This window comes from Streptomyces sp. NPDC058812 (assembly GCF_042744565.1).
Taxonomy (GTDB): Bacteria; Actinomycetota; Actinomycetes; order Streptomycetales; family Streptomycetaceae; genus Streptomyces; species Streptomyces thinghirensis.
In genome coordinates, this window is record NZ_JBHYOB010000007.1 from 382,684 (window position 1) to 398,806 (window position 16,123).

Consider the following 16,123-nt stretch of genomic DNA (forward strand, 5'->3'; position numbering starts at 1 on the left):
GGCCACCGAAGACCTCACTGGAGACCCCTGTCATGACGACCGAGAGCACCACCATCCGCTGGGAACAGGACGACACCGGCGTCGTCACCCTCGTCCTCGACGACCCCGACCAGTCCGCGAACACCATGAACCAGGCGTTCCGCGAGTCCCTCGCCGTGATCACCGACCGCCTCGAGGCCGAGAAGGACTCGATCCGCGGCGTCATCGTCACCTCCGCCAAGAAGACCTTCTTCGCCGGCGGCGACCTGCGCGACCTGATCCGCGTCACGCCGGAGACCGCCCAGGACCTCTTCGACGGCGGCATGGCCATCAAGCGGAACCTGCGCCGCATCGAGACCCTCGGCAAGCCGGTCGTCGCCGCCATGAACGGCGCGGCCCTCGGCGGCGGTTACGAGATCGCCCTCGCCTGCCACCACCGCGTCGCCCTCGACGCGCCCGGCTCCAAGATCGGCTGCCCCGAGGTCACCCTCGGCCTGCTCCCCGGAGGCGGCGGCGTCGTCCGCACCGTCCGGATGCTCGGCATCACCGACGCGCTGCTGAAGGTGCTCCTCCAGGGCACCCAGTACAACCCGCGCCGAGCGCGGGAGAACGGCCTGGTCGACGAGGTCGCCGACACCCGCGAGGACATGCTCGCCGCGGCCCGCGCCTTCATCGACGCCAACCCCGAGTCCGCCCAGCCCTGGGACCGGCCCGGCTACCGCATCCCCGGCGGCACCCCCGCCCACCCCAAGTTCGCGGCCAACCTGCCCGCCTTCCCCGCCAACCTGCGCAAGCAGACGAACGGCGCCCCCTACCCGGCCCCGCGCAACATCATGGCCGCCGCCGTGGAGGGCTCCCAGGTCGACTTCGAGACCGCGCAGGTCATCGAGGCCCGCTACTTCGTCGAGCTGGCCGCCGGGCAGACCTCGAAGAACATGATCCAGGCGTTCTTCTTCGACCTTCAGGCCGTCAACTCCGGTGCGAACCGCCCCGTGGGCGTGGAGCCGCGCAAGGTGGCGAAGGTCGCCGTCCTCGGTGCCGGGATGATGGGTGCGGGCATCGCCTACTCGTGTGCCTGTGCGGGCATCGAGGTGGTTTTGAAGGACGTCGCCCTGGAGTCGGCCGTCAAGGGCAAGGGCTACTCGGAGAAGCTGTGCGCCAAGGCGGTGGCCAAGGGCCGTACGAGCCGGGAGAAGGCGGACGCGCTGCTGGCCCGTATCACGCCGACCGCCGAGGTGGCCGACCTCGCGGGCTGTGACGCGGTCATCGAGGCCGTCTTCGAGGACACCTCTCTCAAGCACAAGGTGTTCCAGGAGGTCCAGGACGTCGTGGCCCCGGACGCGCTGCTGTGCTCGAATACCTCCACGCTGCCCATCACCGCGCTGGCCGAGGGTGTCGAGCGTCAGGTGGACTTCATCGGGCTGCACTTCTTCTCGCCGGTCGACAAGATGCCGCTGGTCGAGATCATCAAGGGTGAGCGGACGGGGGAGGAGGCGTTGGCGCGCGCCTTCGACCTGGTCCGGCAGATCAGCAAGACGCCGATCGTGGTCAACGACTCGCGTGGTTTCTTCACCTCCCGGGTCATCGGCCACTTCATCAACGAGGGCGTGGCGATGGTCGGCGAGGGCATCGAGCCCGCCTCCGTGGAACAGGCGGCGGCCCAGGCCGGCTACCCGGCCAAGGTGCTCTCGCTGATGGACGAGCTGACCCTCACGCTGCCCCGGAAGATCCGCAAGGAGACCAGGCGGGCAGTGGAGGAGGCCGGCGGCACCTGGACCGCGCACCCCGCCGAGGCCGTCATCGACCGCATGGTCGACGAGTTCGAGCGCCCCGGCCGCAGCGGCGGCGCCGGGTTCTACGAGTACGGGGACGACGGAAAGCGGGCGGGGCTCTGGCCGGGCCTGCGGGAGCACTTCACGAAGCCCGGCTACGAGATCCCCTTCGCGGACATGCAGGAGCGCATGCTCTTCTCGGAGGCGCTCGACACGGTCAAACTCCTTCAGGAGGGCGTACTGACCTCCGTGGCCGACGCCAACATCGGCTCGATCCTCGGCATCGGCTTCCCCGGCTGGACCGGCGGCGTCCTCCAGTACATCAACGGCTACGAGGGCGGTCTGCCCGGCTTCGTGGCCCGCGCGCGGGAGCTCGCCGACCGCTACGGCGAGCGGTTCACGCCGCCCGCGCTGCTGGTGGAGAAGGCGGACAAGGGGGAGGTCTTCACCGACGGCCGCTGAGAAAGCGGCTCAGTCCTCGCCGCCCTCGCCGTCCCCGCCGAGCCACTCCCGCAGCTCCTCCCGCAGCGACCGCTGGAACGTGGTCAGCAGCGCCTGCACCACGAGCGGGTGCATGTGTGCGGACAGGGACCGCACGTCCCGCGCGTCGCGTTCGGCGACCGCGTCGCGCAGCAGCCGCGACAGGTCGCGCGCGGCGGCGCGGGAGTGCTCCAGCAGGGCCGTACGGGCGGCGAGGACCGTCTCGGGGGAGAAGGGCACGTCGAGCAGCTCGACGCCGAGCCGGAGCAGCCCGGCGTCGACCCGGTAGGCGTCACCGTCCGGGACCGCGCCGTCCCGCGCGACGATGTCCATCGCCGTGAGCCGGTCCACCTCGTCGTCCGTCAGCGGCCGGCCCGCCCGCCGGCCCAGCTCCTCACGCGTGACGCTCTCCACCGTCTCCGGCGCCCAGGAGGCCACCACCGCGCGGTGCAGCGCGAGGTCGCGCGGGCTCAGGTCCGGCGGCAGCTGTTTGAGATACCGCTCGATGGCGGCCAGCGTCATGCCCTGGTGCTGCAACTCCTCGATCAGCGCCAGCCGGGCCAGGTGCTCGCCGCCGTAGTGCCCCACCCGGCGCGGGCCGATCGCCGGCGGCGGCAGCAGCCCCCTGGTGCCGTAGAAGCGAACCGTGCGCACCGTGACGCCGGCCCGCGCGGCCAGCTCGTCGATCGTGAGGGTCGGCTCCTCGGTGTCGGTCGTCGTCATGTGCAGCAGTATCGCTGTCTCACCAGTGCTGTGACACCTCTCGCGCCTCATGTGGAGACGACTGACGGATCTTGTGACAAGTCACGCTGTGTGACATGAGACACCGCATGTCAACACAGAGTCGTGGGAAGGTGCTGCCTTGGTCTGTGCCGCGAAGGGTGGTGCGGGCCTTGTCGCTGTACGGACGACCTGGGCGTACCCCGCCCGGGCGCACCAGAGATTGGTACCACCCGTGAGCAAGGAAGCCGTCGCCACGGCACAGGCCGCCGCCCACCCCCAGGCGGCCGAACGACCCGCGGACGCCGGTGACGCCGGCTACAGCAAGGACCTCAAGGCCCGCCACGTCAACATGATCGCCATCGGCGGCGCCATCGGCACCGGCCTCTTCCTCGGCGCCGGCGGGCGCCTGCGCGACGCGGGCCCGGCACTCGCGATCGCCTACCTCGTCGCCGGCGTCTTCGCCTTCTTCGTCGTCAAGGCCCTCGGCGAACTGGTGCTCTACCGGCCCTCCTCCGGGTCCTTCGTGTCGTACGCGCGCGAGTTCCTCGGCGAGAAGGGCGCCTACGTCGCCGGCTGGATGTACTTCCTGAACTGGTCGACGACCGGCATCGCCGACATCACCGCGATCGCGCTGTACACGCACTACTGGAGTATGTTCACGAGCATCCCGCAATGGGTGCTCGCCCTGATCGCCCTCGCGGTGGTCCTGGCCGTGAACCTGATCTCGGTGAAGATCTTCGGCGAGATGGAGTTCTGGTTCGCGATCGTCAAGGTCGCCACCCTCGTCGCCTTCATGCTGATCGGTATCTTCCTGCTGGCCACCCAGCACGAGGTGGGCGGCCACACCCCAGGCATGAGCATGATCACCGAGCACGGCGGCATCCTCCCGCACGGCGCCATGCCCGTCATCCTGGTCATGCAGGGCGTGATCTTCTCCTACGCGGCCCTGGAGCTGGTCGGCGTCGCCGCGGGCGAGACCGCCGAGCCGCACAAGATCGTTCCCCGCGCGGTGAACTCGATCATGTGGCGCGTCGCCCTGTTCTACGTCGGCTCGGTCGTCCTGCTGGCCCTCCTGCTGCCGAGCTCGCTCTACTCGGGCGACGAGAGCCCCTTCGTCACGGTGCTGTCCGGGATCGGCGTGCCGGCCGCCGGTGACGTGATGAACCTCGTCGTCCTCACCGCGGCGATGTCCTCCCTGAACTCCGGCCTGTACTCCACCGGCCGCATCCTGCGCTCCATGGCGATGGCGGGCTCCGCGCCCAAGTTCACCGGCGTGATGAGCCGCAGCCAGGTCCCCTACGGCGGCATCCTGCTGACCTGCGCGGTCTGCGTCCTCGGCGTCGGCCTCAACTTCCTGGTGCCGGACAAGGCCTTCGAGATCGTCCTGAACGTCGCCTCCCTGGGCATCATCAGCACCTGGGTGATCATCATGATCTGCCACCTGGTCTTCGTACGCCGGGCGCGCGCGGGCCTGGTGGAGCGGCCGCACTTCCGGCTGCCCGGCAGCCCCGTCACGGAGATCGTCACGATCGCCTTCCTGCTGGCCGTGATCGTCCTGATGTGGAACGACCACGAGGTCGGCCGCAAGACCGTGCTGCTCGTGCCCGTGATCGCGGTGATGCTGGTGGCCGGCTGGTTCGGCGTCCGCCGCAGGGTGGCGCGGAACGCCGCCGAGCAGGAGCTGGGCAGGCTCACCAAGTAGCTCATCAAGCAGCTCATCAAGCAGCGAAGAACCACCGGTCCACGGTCACTGTCAGTGGTGGCCCCTACGGTGGCGTCATGTCGGAGATCAGCTATGTCCGGGGTGACGCCACCGTCCCGTCGGTCAAGGGCGTCAAGGTGATCGCCCATGTCTGCAACGACCTCGGCGGCTGGGGCAAGGGCTTCGTCCTGGCCGTCTCGCGCCGCTGGCCGGAGCCGGAGGCGGCCTACCGCGCCTGGCACCGCGACCGCGCGACGAACGACTTCGCACTGGGCGCGGTCCAGTTCGTCCAGGTCGAGCCGTACGTGTGGGTGGCCAACATGATCGGCCAGCGCGGCATGCGCACGGGCAGCAAGGGCGTCCCGGTCCGCTACGAGGCGATCGACACGGCCCTCGCCCGCCTCGCCGACAAGGCCGCCGAGCTGGGAGCCTCGGTGCACATGCCCCGCATAGGCTGCGGCCTGGCCGGCGGCAAGTGGTCTCGCGTCGAGCCGCTCATCACCGAGCGGCTCGCGCGGCGCGGCGTCCCCGTGACCGTCTACGACCACGGGGACGCCGCCTGAGCCCCGCCGGTCGGTGCCCGGCAGTCGGTCAGTGCGCGTGCGCGTCCGGCTTCGACGGCTGGAACAGCCAGGTGTCGAACAGCGTGGCCAGCGGCTTGCCGGAGACCTCCTCGGCGTACCGCTGGAAGTCGGCCACTGACGCGTTGCCGTGGGCGTACCGCTCGGGCCACCCCTTGAGGATCGCGAAGAAGTCCTCGTCCCCGATCTCGTTGCGCAGCGCGTGCACGGCCAGTGCGCCCCGGTCGTAGACCGCGATGTCGAACTGGTGCTCCGGCCCCGGGTCATGGGGCTTCACGGTCCAGAACGGACCGTTGGTCGGGTGCGAGGCGTACGCGTAGTTGGCCAGCTCCTGCGCGTGCCCTCGCCCTCGTGCACGGACCGCAGCCACTGGGCGTACCGCGCGAAGCCCTCGTTGACCCAGATGTCCTTCCAGCCGCGCACGGAGACCAGGTCGCCGTACCACTGATGGGCCAGCTCATGGACGACGACGGACGCGTTCGACCCGTTAGCGAACTGCCGGGGGCTGTAGAACGGCCGGGTCTGCGCCTCCAGAGCGTGCCCGGTGTCCGTGTTCGGCACGTAGCCGCCGAGAGTCCTGATCAGACCGTCACGTACGAGCCTGCCGAGTAGCTGTGTGAGAGCCCGCCGCCTTCGGGCGGCGGGGCGTTTTCTTAGTGTCCGACCGTCTCACCGGTGCCCTCCGTCAGGGTCCGGTACCTCTCGGGGGCGACGGGTTGGTGCCCCACGTCGCTCCCCAGGTGGGTGAGGTGCCGCTGCCTCCGATGCATACCCCCCAGCAGGGGCTTAATCGTGCCCCGGGCGTGGCTAGTGCCGCATCAGGCAACGTTCGCCCTGTCAGTAGTGCGCCTCAGCGTCGTATGAGGTCACGAAGCGTGTGTCGCCTTCTTGAAGACTTCGAACACGGCCAGGTAGTTCTTGCCGCTGTAGCCCTCGGCGATCGCCTGCTCAGCGATCGCCTTCATCAGCCGCGGCTGGTCGGAGTGAATGCCCTGCTCCACACAAGTGCGGGTGATGTGCTCAAGCGCGTTGAGGTTCATCTCCATGGTGCCCACGTCGCCGGGGTAGTTGCCCTTGTCCAGGTCGGGAGCCTGCTCGGTGAGGGTTGAGTCCACCACTGAGGGCATGAACCAGTTGAGTGCGAGATCGGCGAACGTGACCGCCGAGACGTTCGCTGACCCGACCAGCGCGGTGGCGTGCAGAAAGCCGTTCATGGTCGCGTACATCATGTCGAGCAGTGCCGCGTTGTACAGCACCGCCAGGCTGGGGTCGGAGCCGAGGTACCGGGGGGTGCCCATGCCCGCCAGCGTCGCCCGATGCTTGTCGAAGACATCCTGTGAACCGCTATAAAGGAAGACGGAGTCGGGGTGCCCGACGAGCGGCGGCGGCACCATGATCGCGCCGTCCATATAGGCGGCGCCTCGCTCGGTTGCCCAGCTGACCGCTGCGTGCGCCTCATTCGGGGTACCGGAGTTGAGGTTTACCAATGCGCGGCCCTTCAAGGCGTCACCAGCGGAGTCGAGGACCGCGTACATGGTCTCGTAGTCCTTCAGGCACATGATCGTGACAGGGCTCGCGGACACCGCCTCGGCGACGGTCCCCGCGCGGTGGACGCCCTTGGTGACGAGGCTGTCGGCTTTCTCCGGGGTGCGGTTCCAGACGGTCGTGGGGTGGCCGTGTTCCAGAAGCGTCTCGGCGAGGGCGAGGCCCATAGGGCCGAGGCCGATGACGGTAACGGGTGCGTGCTGCGGGCTTGCTGATCGCTGGTTCGTCATGCGGCATAGACTGCTGTCTCACATCGATGTGAGAGTCAACTGAACGTGGTGGTCGTCACATGCGCATGGGGGAGTTCTCCCGGCGGACCGGGGTCAGCCAACGCCTGCTGCGCTATTACGAGGAGCAGGGGCTGCTCAAGCCATCGCGGCGGCCAAGCGGATATCGCGAGTTCACGGAAGAGGACATAGCCACAGTGCGGGGCATCCGCATGCTGCTCGGCGCCGGTCTCAACACCGTCACGATCGCCGAACTGATGCCCTGCATGGTCGACGACGGGCAGACCCTGGCGCCAGCCTGTTCTGGCATGCTGCCCGACCTGAACCAGGAACGTGAACGCATCAACGAGGCCGTGGCCGGCCTGCTGGCCGCACGGGACACGCTGGACGCCGTCATCGCCGCCACGGCGCCGGCCGGAGGCGACGATCCGGAAGCCTGCTACGCGGCCGGTGCCGCAAAGCGGCCCGACGACGCCACTGCGGAACCGCTCGGCATCAGGTCTGACTAGCGCCCGGTCAGGCGACGTTGACCCTGTTCACGACGGCGCGGAGGCGCCGGTCGTCGGCGTGGCGGTTTCGCCAGATGATGTAGCGGCGGATCATGCTGCCCTGCAAGCCGGACGCCGACACCGAGGTACGCAAGGCGGCCGGCCACCCGGCTTCGACCCCGCGCGGTACAAGAAGCGCAACACCGTGGAGCGGGCGATCAACAAGCTGAAGCAATTCCGGGCCGTCACCACCCGTTATGACAAGCGCGGATACGTCTACCTGGGCACCGTCACCGCTGCCTCAGTCATCATCTGGTTCCGAGTGTGAGCCGAACGAAGCTCACCCGACGTCGGCCACGACGAGCATGGCTGTTTGTGTATCGGCCTCCGTCAGAAGATCGCCGCCCGGGGCCCACACGGAGGAACGGCCGCAGCCGGTCCATGGCCCGGCCGGTCCGACATGGTTCGCTAGCACGACGTACATGTCCAAGTCTTTGGCGATGCCGGGATAGACCGCCGCCAGCTCTTCAACTCCGCCGTCGGTGCCGTAGAGAGAGCTGGCCAGGTGCACCTGGCACCCGTCAGCAGACCCACGCGCGGTCAGGTCGGGAAAGTGGTTGTCGTAACACGTGGCGAGCGCAAAGCGGACACCTCCGAACTCGAATCGACCATCGTGCTGCCCAGCGATGAAGACCACCCGCTCATGCTCGAACAGGTGCTGCTTTCGGTAAGTGGTGAGCAGCTCACCGTCCGCTCCGAAGACCAGCGACTCGATCGCAGGCTGGCCATCGGTGGCCGCTACACAATTGACGACGGTGGCAATGCCGCTCTCCCGGATCGCATCCAGGCGCGGATCCTCCGGCGTCACCCACAGACCGGGATCAGCGAGTACGGCCTCAAGCTCGTACCCGGTCAAGGCCAGCTCGGGAAACACCACGAGTTCTGCACCCTGAGCGCGGGCCTGGCCTGCGAGGAGGGTCATCTGCCGGACGTTGGCGGCCACATCAGCCGGAACACAGGTGAACTGACCTGCTGCGATCTTCATGGAGTTCCATCCTGCCACTCCGCAATCTCCCAGCTCACGGCGGGCGCCCTGCCATGGCCCATGATCGGGGAGTCATCGCCTAGTGCTCCCACACCTCGGGCCGCCGTCCCGCCACTCGATCAGCTCGGACCCGACGACGTCCAGGTCGTCCCTGCCCTCCAGGCCAGCCTGCTGGAGGAACACCGTCAGGTCGTGGAGGCTATGCGCGGTTCCGAGGATCTCCTCATCGATGGGCACTCGCCGGCCGCCAGTCTCGCTGAGCGGATACGCGATCACGGGTCTCTCACGGGCCATGGCCCCAGCCTCGCCCGTACCGTGGCCGGTCGCGCGGTCAGCCGGGCCGTCCGCAGGTGCCCGCTGCTCCGGCAACGGCCCCCGCCTATAAGGCGGGGAACCGTTGAAAGGGTCCCCGACTGCGCGTACGGGGTACCGTTCTGAGTGTCGAGTTCAGAACGGAGCCAGTATGCCCCCGTACGCTGAAGAACGCACAGGCGCACGTATCGCGCACGCGCGCAAAGTCCGCCGTCTGACGCAACGCGAGCTGGCGGATCTCTCGCACGTCTCCTACAGCACCCTCACGAAGATCGAGCAGGGCGTCATGCCCGCGAGCCCTTCGGTCATAGGCGCGCTTGCCCGTGTCCTGTCCGTGCCGGTGGCCGAACTCAACGGCCAGCCCTACCTGGACGAGCTGCGCCAGGACCAGCTGGACGGGCTCATCAACCCGATCCGTGAGGCGCTGAACATCTACGACCTCGGGCTCGACCCTGACGTGTCGCCGCGCTCCCTGGACGAGCTGGAAGCGGACGCCGACGAGCTGTGCGCCCAGGTGCGCGCCACGAACATCAAGCAGGTCGCCGCCGAACTCCCCGGCCTGATCCACGAGGCCACGACGGCGGCGCACACCGAAGCGACGGACCGGAGCTGGCAGTTGCTCGCCAGCACCTACCGGACCGCGTACGACGTGACGACCAAGCTGGGCTTCCCGGACCTGTGTACCGTGGCCCTGGACCGGATGGACTGGGCGGCTCAGAAGGCGTCCGATCCGGTACTCAGCGGCATGCGCCAGTACCTTCGGGCGCTCGCCTACCTGCGGGCCAGCGACTACAAGACCGGCAAGCGCCTGATCGGTCTCGGCATGTCCGCGTTGCAGCAGGCGGAGCAGGGCCGTGTCGTGGACGTTGTCACCGGCCAGCTGCACCTCGGGGCCGCCGTGCTCGCCGGCCGCGACCAGGACCAAGACACGGCCGAAGGGCACCTGAAAGAGGCCGGCCGGATCGCCAAGCGCACCGGCGCGGCGGAGAAGGTGCACTGGCTGTCGTTCGGGCCGATCAACGTGGGCGTGCACCGCGTGAGCGTCCTCGCGGAACTGGACCTGTACCCGGAGGCCGTCGACCAGGCGCAGCAGATCGCCATCCCGGATGACTGGCCGCCGTCCCGGCTCGCGCATCACCATTCCGAGGTCGCGCGAGCGCAGATGTGGACTGGACGGACGGACGCCGCCTTCAAGAGCTTGCTGGCTGCGCGCAAGCTCGCCCCACAGCAGACGAAGTACCACCCCACCGTGCGGGAGACGTACGCCGGGCTGGAAGCGGCGAAGCGTCGGATGCCCGATTCCTTCTTCAACTATGGGTCTTGGCTGGGCGTGTGACGCTGCGTCAAAGCTTTGGTCGGAGCTATCAGTGAGGACTGATAGTTCCGGCCTTTTCGTGTCGGCACTCTGAGAGGCAGACAAGGACCCCCGCGACCGTGCGACCGGTCCGGGGGCATGGCCCACGCTGCTTAGGAGCGTCGACACCATGAAACCTACAGCCTCGCGAAAGCCAGGCGTCAGGATGACCTTGCACGTCTACCGGGTGAACCGGGGCGGTGCGGTCACCGAGGACCACGGCACGGTGAACGTCAAGGGCACGGAAACGCCGCTGCCGCTGCGTGACGTGTACCCGCCCTGCGAGTGCCCGCTCCACTGCGCCACGAAGGCGGCGAACCGGTGAACACCACACGCCCCGAGATGGCCGCGCCCGCCACCGCCACCATGCGTGCCACTGCTGCCTGGTTCCTGGCGCAGCGCACCCTCCCGCGCTACGGCGTGGTGAAGAGCTTCGACCACGCCCTGCGCGACTACCTGACCGAGCTGCTCCCACACATCGAGCAGCTGGCCGCCGACCGCGGTGACGACGTGCTGGCCGAGGTTGCGCTCGCCAGCGTTGAGGAGACCCGGCGGCGTATGGGCGCACGGGAGGCGGCCGGGCTGCTGGGGGAAGTCGAGCGTGTGAAGCTGCTCGCCCGTTCCGTGGCCGCCCTGTGTGATCACTACGACGCGCTCACCGGCGTGGTCATGTGCCTGGCCTGTGACCGGGCAATCGAGTCCGGCGACGACTCGGTGCCGTACGACCAAGGCAGTCCCTCCGGGAGCGCCGTACGGTCCGGTCGCGTGCACGCCCGCTGCGCCAATGTCGGCCGCCCCCGCCGCTGACCGCTTGCCCCGGCGTCCCGGGGCCCCACGGCGACCGCAGGGGCAGGGTCGCACTCCACGAACGCCCCTCTCGTCGCAGTCCGCAAGCTGCGGCGGGAGGGGCCCCTCCCGCATCGCCGGCCGACCGTCGGCGGGGTCGGGTCCCCGTACGTCAAGCCCTCACAGAATGGGGCAGGCTCATGGAAGCTGTGCTCGTTTCCGGCGGTGCAGGATTCATCGGCTCTCACTTCGTCAAGCGTCTGTTGCGGGCGCAGGACATCGGCCGGGTCACCGTGCTGGACGCGCTCACCTACGCCGGACACGTCGCGAACCTCGGTGAGGCGTTCCTCGACCCCCGGCTGAACTTCGTCCGGGGCAACATCCTGGACGCGTCACTCGTGGACTCGCTCGTCGCTCAGCACCCGGTCGTCGTCCACTTTGCCGCCGAGTCTCACGTCGACCGGTCACTGCTGGCCGGAGGACCGTTCGTGCAGACCAATGTGCTCGGCACGCAGGTGCTGGCGGACGCGGCAGCCCGGCACGGGGCTCGCAGGTTCGTGCACGTCTCAACGGATGAGGTGTACGGCCCGCTCGCGAACGGCTCCGCCACGGAGGACTACCCGCTGCGGCCCAGCGTTCCCTACGCCGCGTCCAAGGCGGCCAGCGACCTCATCGCTCTCAGCTACTTCCGCACTTACGGTCTGCCCGTGTGCGTCACCCGGTCCTCGAACAACTACGGCCCGGCCCAGTACCCGGAGAAGATCATCCCCTTGTTCGTGACCAAGCTGGTCAAGGGGGAGAAGGTCACCCTGCATGGCCAGGGGCAGCACGTGAGGAACTGGCTGCATGTGGAGGACAACTGCCAGGGCATCGAACTGGTCATGCGAGCCGGTGTGCCGGGCGAGGTGTACAACATCGGCGGCGGGACGGACCTCACCAACCAGCAACTGACCGAGCTGCTGCTTCAGGTGTGCGGCGCCGACTGGGACGCCGTCACCTACATCCCGGACCGGAAGGCCAACGACATCCGCTACTCCATGGTCTGGGCGAAGATCGCCGACAGCCTCGGCTACCGGCCCACCCACGACCTCAAGGAGGAGCTGGCGCGTACCGCGGACTGGTACCGGCACCACCCCGAACGCTGGGCGCCTCTGGTCCGTATCCCCGAGCCGCGTGCCGCCACGCGTCCGCGCGTCACTCTCGACATGGACCGGGGGCCGCAGCATGTCTGACCAGTTGCCACAGGACGCGCTGCTTGTGCTTGGCGCGTCGGAGGAACACATCCCGCTGTACCAGGAGGCGCGGCGTCGCGGTATCCCGACCATAGCGGTGGACAGGCGGGCGGACGCTCCCGCGTTCCCGTTCGCCGACGCGACTCTCCAGGTCTCCACCCGGGACGCCGACGCCATCGCCGATGCGGTGGGCGACGTACGTCCCGCCGGGATCGTGGTCGGCGCGACCGATGCCGCGCTGGCCAGTTGGCGCACCCTGGGCCTGCGGTACGGCACCCCCTACATCTACCCCGAGAGGGCGTTCGCTGGTCTCGACAAGGCCGCATTCCACGAGGTCGTCGCCTCCTGCGGCATCGCCGGATACGGATGGACCGCGTCGAACAACCCGGATGAGGTCGCCGCGAAAGCGGCGGGGCTACGCTTCCCGCTCATGGTCAAGCCCGTGGACGGATCGGGCAGCAAGGGCGTCACCCGCATCACCCGCCCTGACGACCTGCCTGCCGCCGTCGCCCACGCCCGCGCCTACTCCGCCTCCCGGACCGTGATCGCCGAGGAGTTCGTCCATGGGCGGCAGTTGACCATCGACCTCTTCCTGCGGAACGGCAAGTCGGTGATGACCTGCATCAAAGACCAGGAGCTGGTCGCCGGAGGCTTTGTCGTCAGGCGGATCAGCACAGCGCAACTGCCGCCGGCGGAGCACGGCCACCTTGAGGCGACTGCCGAGCGGCTGTGCCGTGCACTCGGCATCGTGAACGGGCCAGCGAACTTCGACCTCGTTCTCGGCTTGGACGGCCGGGGGCGCATCATCGAGTCCAACCCCCGCCTCAGCGGCGACAACATCCCGCGACTGCACGCTGCCGCCCGTGGCGTGAACGTCGTGGGCGCACTCATCGCACTCGCGCTCGGTGCGCCGTTCGAGGACTACCTGGCACCGACACGCAACGCGCATGCGGCGGTGGAGCTGATCGGATCACCGCTCGCCACGGACGGCGAACTGCTCAGGTGGGAGGGCGTCACCGAAGCCCGCAACGCCCCCGGAATCACCGACGTCGAACTGTACGCCGAGCCGGGCGACCTCGTCCGGCCGCACAACCAGTCCGGCCACAAGATCGGCATGCTCATCGCTGCCGGGCCGTCGGTTGCGGACGTCTCCTCATCCCTGAAGGCGGCCGGCGCGCTGATTCGACCGATCATCCGACCGACCACGGGGGCGTCCGAAGGGACATGGCGATGACCACTGCGATCAACGCGGGCTTCGCCCACAACGCACGCCCGTTCCTGTACGGGCCGGAAGAGGCCGCGGTCTGTGAGGCCCTGCGCAGCGGCTACTACAACCACTCCGCCGGCACCGACCGGTTCGAAGCGGAAGTCGCCCGGTTCCTCGGGGTGGAGGACACCGTGGCCGTCGCCTCGGGCACGGCCGCCCTCCACGTGGCGCTGCTGTCCGCCGGGGTAGGGCCCGGACACGAGGTGATCGTGCCCTCCTTCACCTTCTGCGCGACCGTGCAGGCCGTCCTCGCCACCGGGGCGTGGCCGCGGTTCGCCGACATCGACCCGCGCACGCTGTGCATGGAAAGCCCCCAGCTGCTGGAGGCACTGACGCCGTCCACGCGGGCGGTGGTGCCGGTGCTGTACGGGGGCCGCGCCGTCGACCTGACGGAGGCGCGCCCGTTGCTGTCCGCGCGGGGCATCGTGGTTGTGGAGGACGCAGCCCATGCCTTCGGCTCCTACAGCGGCCAGGTCCGGGTCGGCGCCACCGGGGAAGCGACCTGCTTCTCCTTCGGGCCCATCAAGAACCTCATCTGCGGGCAGGGCGGCCTGATCGTGCCCCGCGACGAGGCAGAGGCCGGCACCTGCCGCAGGCTACGGAGCCTCGGTATCACCGCCCCGGCCGCCACCCGGGCCAGCCTCACCACGTACGACGTCGACAGCTTCGGCCTCCGGGTGCAAATGCCGTCGCTCAACGCAGCCATCGGCCTCGCCCAACTCGCCCACTTCGGCCTTGCGGAGACGAAGCGCAAGGCGCTGTGGCGGCGCTACGCGGCCGTGTTGCAGGGCCTGGAGGGGCTTGCTGTGGTGGATGTCGACATCGACCACACGGTGCCGCACCTGTTCGCCGTGCGAGTACTGGCCGGCCGGGACCAGGTGTTCCGCGCCCTGCACGAACGCGGCATCGGCGTCGGCGCACACTATCCGTCCAACCACCTGCAACCCGCCTTCGCCCGCTGGAGGCGGTCCCTCCCGGTGACGGAGCAGGTGGGCCGGCAGATCATGACGCTGCCGTTCCACCAGCACATGACCGACGCAGACGTCGACCACGTGGTGAACGAGCTGCGCAACGTCGTACGGACGGAGGCCCGGCGGTAGAGACCCCGCCCGGTCAGCCGGACGCAGCGGACAGGATCACGTCCACGAGCCTGTCGGCAGCGTCCGGCTTTCCGTGCGCCCGGGCCTGCTGAGCGATCGACGCCCGGCGCGCGGGCTCCATGAGGAGCGGGCCCACGGCGTCCCGAAGCGTCCCTGCGGAGACCTCGCCTAGCAGTGCCACGGCCGCGCCGGCCTTGTGCAGATGCCGGGCGTTGTGAGCCTGCTCGTTGCCCGCCGAAGTGGCCAACGGGATGAACACGGCTGCCTTGCCCAGCGCGGTCAGCTCAGCGAGCGTGCCCGCCCCGCTGCGGGAGATCACTACATCCGCCAGGGCAAGCACGTCAGGCAGCTCCGGCCCGACGAATCCGGTCAGGTAGTACCTCGCCGCCAGGCCGGCCGGAAGTCGCGCGGAGTGCTCGCGCAGGGCCTCGATGTTGGCGGTGCCGCACTGGTGCACGACGTTGGCGTGCTCCAGCAGCCACGGCAAGACGTCCCGCACGGCCTCGTTGATCTGCTGCGATCCCTGGGCGCCACCGGTGACGTAGACGGTGGGAAGCCGGCGGTCGAAACCCCACAGCCCCAGCGCCTCAATGGCCTTATCGGCGTGCCCGGACAGCACCTCCGGCCGCACCGGGTTACCGGTGACGACCGCGATCCGCCGCGCTTCCTCGGGCAACAGAGGGATCGTGGACTCGGAGGAAACCGCGATCCGGGTAGCCGACCCCGCGAGCTTGCGATTGGCGAGCCCCAGGCGAACCGTCTGCTCGTGCAGGACCAGAGGCCGGCGGCACAGGCGAGCCGCCAGCCCGGCGGGCACGGCGACATACCCGCCAGTGGCCAGGACGACATCCGGCTGGAAGTCGGCGATCGCCTTACGGGCCTGGGCGACCCCGAGTGGCACGCGCGCCATGTCCTTCACGTTCGCGGGAGAGACCATCTTCAGGGGGTTGCTGGAGCGGCGGATCTTGCCGGTGGCGACCGGCGTGAAGGGGATGCCTTCGGCCGGAGCGACGCGCGCCTCCAGCCCTTCCTGAGTGCCGATCCACAGCACGTCCAGCGTCCGCCCGGATGCCGCCAGACGGGCCTGGAGCGTACGGATGGCGGTCAGCGCCGGGTAGGTGTGGCCGCCGGTGCCGCCGCCGGTCACCGCCAGGCGGAAGCTGCGAGACGGTCCCGCGTCCGGGGCGTAGGGGTGCGCACTGTTCACAAGGAGTTCCCGTCTGGGCTGTTGGGCTCGCTCGTACGCTAGCGGATCTGAAGGGCGCCAGCGAGCGACCGTGTGCCTCGTGGCGAGAACGCCGGGGTCAGTCGTTGACGAGGACCGCCACGCGGGTGTCGAGGACGGCCGCGATCCGCATCAGCTCGCTGTAGCGGGGGTCGGCTACCCCGCGTTCGATGCGCTGGAGGTTGCTCCGGCTCAGTCCGGTGGCCTCGCAGAAGGTCTCCTGGGTGAAGTGCGCGGCGGTGCGCAGGGCCGCGATGCGTTTCGCCCAGCACCCGGCGCGCTTCGACCTAGGGGTCGCCGATGCC

Annotated in this window: 16 protein-coding genes and 3 pseudogenes; 11 read left to right on the forward strand and 8 right to left on the reverse strand. The window is 69.1% G+C overall.

Annotated elements, in window-relative coordinates; translation table 11 throughout:
• Positions 1-32 precede the first annotated feature (32 nt).
• Entirely contained in the window at positions 33-2,213 is a 2,181-nt protein-coding gene (locus ACFW48_RS17615) for a 3-hydroxyacyl-CoA dehydrogenase NAD-binding domain-containing protein (RefSeq protein WP_386315590.1), read from the forward strand.
• Positions 2,214-2,222: 9 nt separating this feature from the next.
• On the opposite strand, the gene ACFW48_RS17620 is transcribed toward ACFW48_RS17615, so the two are convergent.
• Complete coding sequence (locus ACFW48_RS17620; protein WP_386315592.1) at positions 2,223-2,954, reverse strand: MerR family transcriptional regulator; 732 nt, start codon at positions 2,952-2,954, stop codon at positions 2,223-2,225.
• A 232-nt stretch (positions 2,955-3,186) separates the two neighbouring features.
• On the opposite strand from ACFW48_RS17620, the gene ACFW48_RS17625 reads away from it, so the two are divergent.
• Both ACFW48_RS17625 and ACFW48_RS17630 read left to right on the forward strand, forming a co-directional pair.
• Positions 3,187-4,656, forward strand: coding sequence for an amino acid permease (locus ACFW48_RS17625; RefSeq protein ID WP_386315594.1), 1,470 nt, complete (start codon positions 3,187-3,189; stop codon positions 4,654-4,656).
• A 77-nt stretch (positions 4,657-4,733) separates the two neighbouring features.
• Positions 4,734-5,219, forward strand: a complete 486-nt coding sequence (locus ACFW48_RS17630; RefSeq protein WP_386315596.1) for a macro domain-containing protein — start codon at positions 4,734-4,736, stop codon at positions 5,217-5,219.
• Positions 5,220-5,253: 34 nt separating this feature from the next.
• Here the strand turns inward: ACFW48_RS17630 and ACFW48_RS17635 are convergent.
• Positions 5,254-5,810 (reverse strand): annotated as a pseudogene (locus ACFW48_RS17635) (M1 family aminopeptidase); the annotation flags it as partial.
• Positions 5,811-6,103: 293 nt separating this feature from the next.
• Positions 6,104-7,012, reverse strand: a complete 909-nt coding sequence (locus tag ACFW48_RS17640) for an NAD(P)-dependent oxidoreductase (protein WP_386315598.1) — start codon at positions 7,010-7,012, stop codon at positions 6,104-6,106.
• Positions 7,013-7,071: 59 nt separating this feature from the next.
• Here ACFW48_RS17640 and ACFW48_RS17645 point away from each other — a divergent pair, with 59 nt between their 5' ends.
• Positions 7,072-7,518 carry a MerR family transcriptional regulator gene (locus tag ACFW48_RS17645; protein WP_386315600.1) on the forward strand — a complete coding sequence of 149 codons (447 nt, stop codon included), beginning with the start codon at positions 7,072-7,074 and terminating at the stop codon, positions 7,516-7,518.
• Positions 7,519-7,525: 7 nt separating this feature from the next.
• On the opposite strand, the pseudogene ACFW48_RS17650 reads toward ACFW48_RS17645, so the two are convergent.
• Positions 7,526-7,621, reverse strand: a pseudogene (locus ACFW48_RS17650) (transposase); the annotation flags it as partial.
• On the opposite strand from ACFW48_RS17650, the pseudogene ACFW48_RS17655 reads away from it, so the two are divergent.
• A pseudogene (locus tag ACFW48_RS17655) lies at positions 7,622-7,825 on the forward strand (IS5/IS1182 family transposase); the annotation flags it as partial.
• A gap of 12 nt (positions 7,826-7,837) precedes the next feature.
• Here the strand turns inward: ACFW48_RS17655 and ACFW48_RS17660 are convergent.
• On the reverse strand, positions 7,838-8,542 hold the full coding sequence (locus tag ACFW48_RS17660) for a carbon-nitrogen hydrolase family protein (RefSeq protein ID WP_386315602.1): 705 nt from the start codon (positions 8,540-8,542) through the stop codon (positions 7,838-7,840).
• A 72-nt stretch (positions 8,543-8,614) separates the two neighbouring features.
• On the reverse strand, positions 8,615-8,836 hold the full coding sequence (locus tag ACFW48_RS17665; RefSeq protein ID WP_386315604.1) for a hypothetical protein: 222 nt from the start codon (positions 8,834-8,836) through the stop codon (positions 8,615-8,617).
• Between the two features lie 169 nt (positions 8,837-9,005).
• On the opposite strand from ACFW48_RS17665, the gene ACFW48_RS17670 reads away from it, so the two are divergent.
• From ACFW48_RS17670 to ACFW48_RS17695, 6 genes are all read left to right on the forward strand, one after another.
• Positions 9,006-10,190, forward strand: coding sequence for a helix-turn-helix domain-containing protein (locus tag ACFW48_RS17670; protein WP_386315606.1), 1,185 nt, complete (start codon positions 9,006-9,008; stop codon positions 10,188-10,190).
• A 184-nt stretch (positions 10,191-10,374) separates the two neighbouring features.
• A complete protein-coding gene (locus tag ACFW48_RS17675; protein ID WP_386315608.1) occupies positions 10,375-10,533 on the forward strand; it encodes a hypothetical protein in 159 nt (52 codons plus the stop codon).
• Complete coding sequence (locus ACFW48_RS17680) at positions 10,530-11,015, forward strand: DUF6415 family natural product biosynthesis protein (RefSeq protein ID WP_386315610.1); 486 nt, start codon at positions 10,530-10,532, stop codon at positions 11,013-11,015. Before ACFW48_RS17675 ends, ACFW48_RS17680 begins: the two co-directional genes overlap by 4 nt.
• 179 nt (positions 11,016-11,194) lie before the next feature.
• On the forward strand, positions 11,195-12,226 hold the full coding sequence (rfbB, locus tag ACFW48_RS17685; RefSeq protein ID WP_386315612.1) for a dTDP-glucose 4,6-dehydratase: 1,032 nt from the start codon (positions 11,195-11,197) through the stop codon (positions 12,224-12,226).
• Positions 12,168-13,460, forward strand: a complete 1,293-nt coding sequence (locus tag ACFW48_RS17690; RefSeq protein ID WP_386315614.1) for an ATP-grasp domain-containing protein — start codon at positions 12,168-12,170, stop codon at positions 13,458-13,460. The genes rfbB and ACFW48_RS17690 overlap by 59 nt, the downstream gene beginning before the upstream one ends.
• The gene (locus tag ACFW48_RS17695) at positions 13,457-14,593 is read left to right on the forward strand and encodes a DegT/DnrJ/EryC1/StrS family aminotransferase (protein ID WP_386315616.1); all 1,137 of its coding nucleotides are present in this window, start codon (positions 13,457-13,459) and stop codon (positions 14,591-14,593) included. The genes ACFW48_RS17690 and ACFW48_RS17695 overlap by 4 nt, the downstream gene beginning before the upstream one ends.
• A 13-nt stretch (positions 14,594-14,606) precedes the next feature.
• Here the strand turns inward: ACFW48_RS17695 and ACFW48_RS17700 are convergent, their stop codons facing one another.
• Both ACFW48_RS17700 and ACFW48_RS17705 read right to left on the reverse strand, forming a co-directional pair.
• Positions 14,607-15,740: a glycosyltransferase gene (locus ACFW48_RS17700; RefSeq protein ID WP_386315618.1), complete on the reverse strand. Its 1,134-nt coding sequence runs from the start codon at positions 15,738-15,740 to the stop codon at positions 14,607-14,609.
• A gap of 157 nt (positions 15,741-15,897) precedes the next feature.
• On the reverse strand, positions 15,898-16,074 hold the full coding sequence (locus ACFW48_RS17705) for a helix-turn-helix domain-containing protein (RefSeq protein ID WP_386315695.1): 177 nt from the start codon (positions 16,072-16,074) through the stop codon (positions 15,898-15,900).
• Positions 16,075-16,123 lie beyond the last annotated feature (49 nt).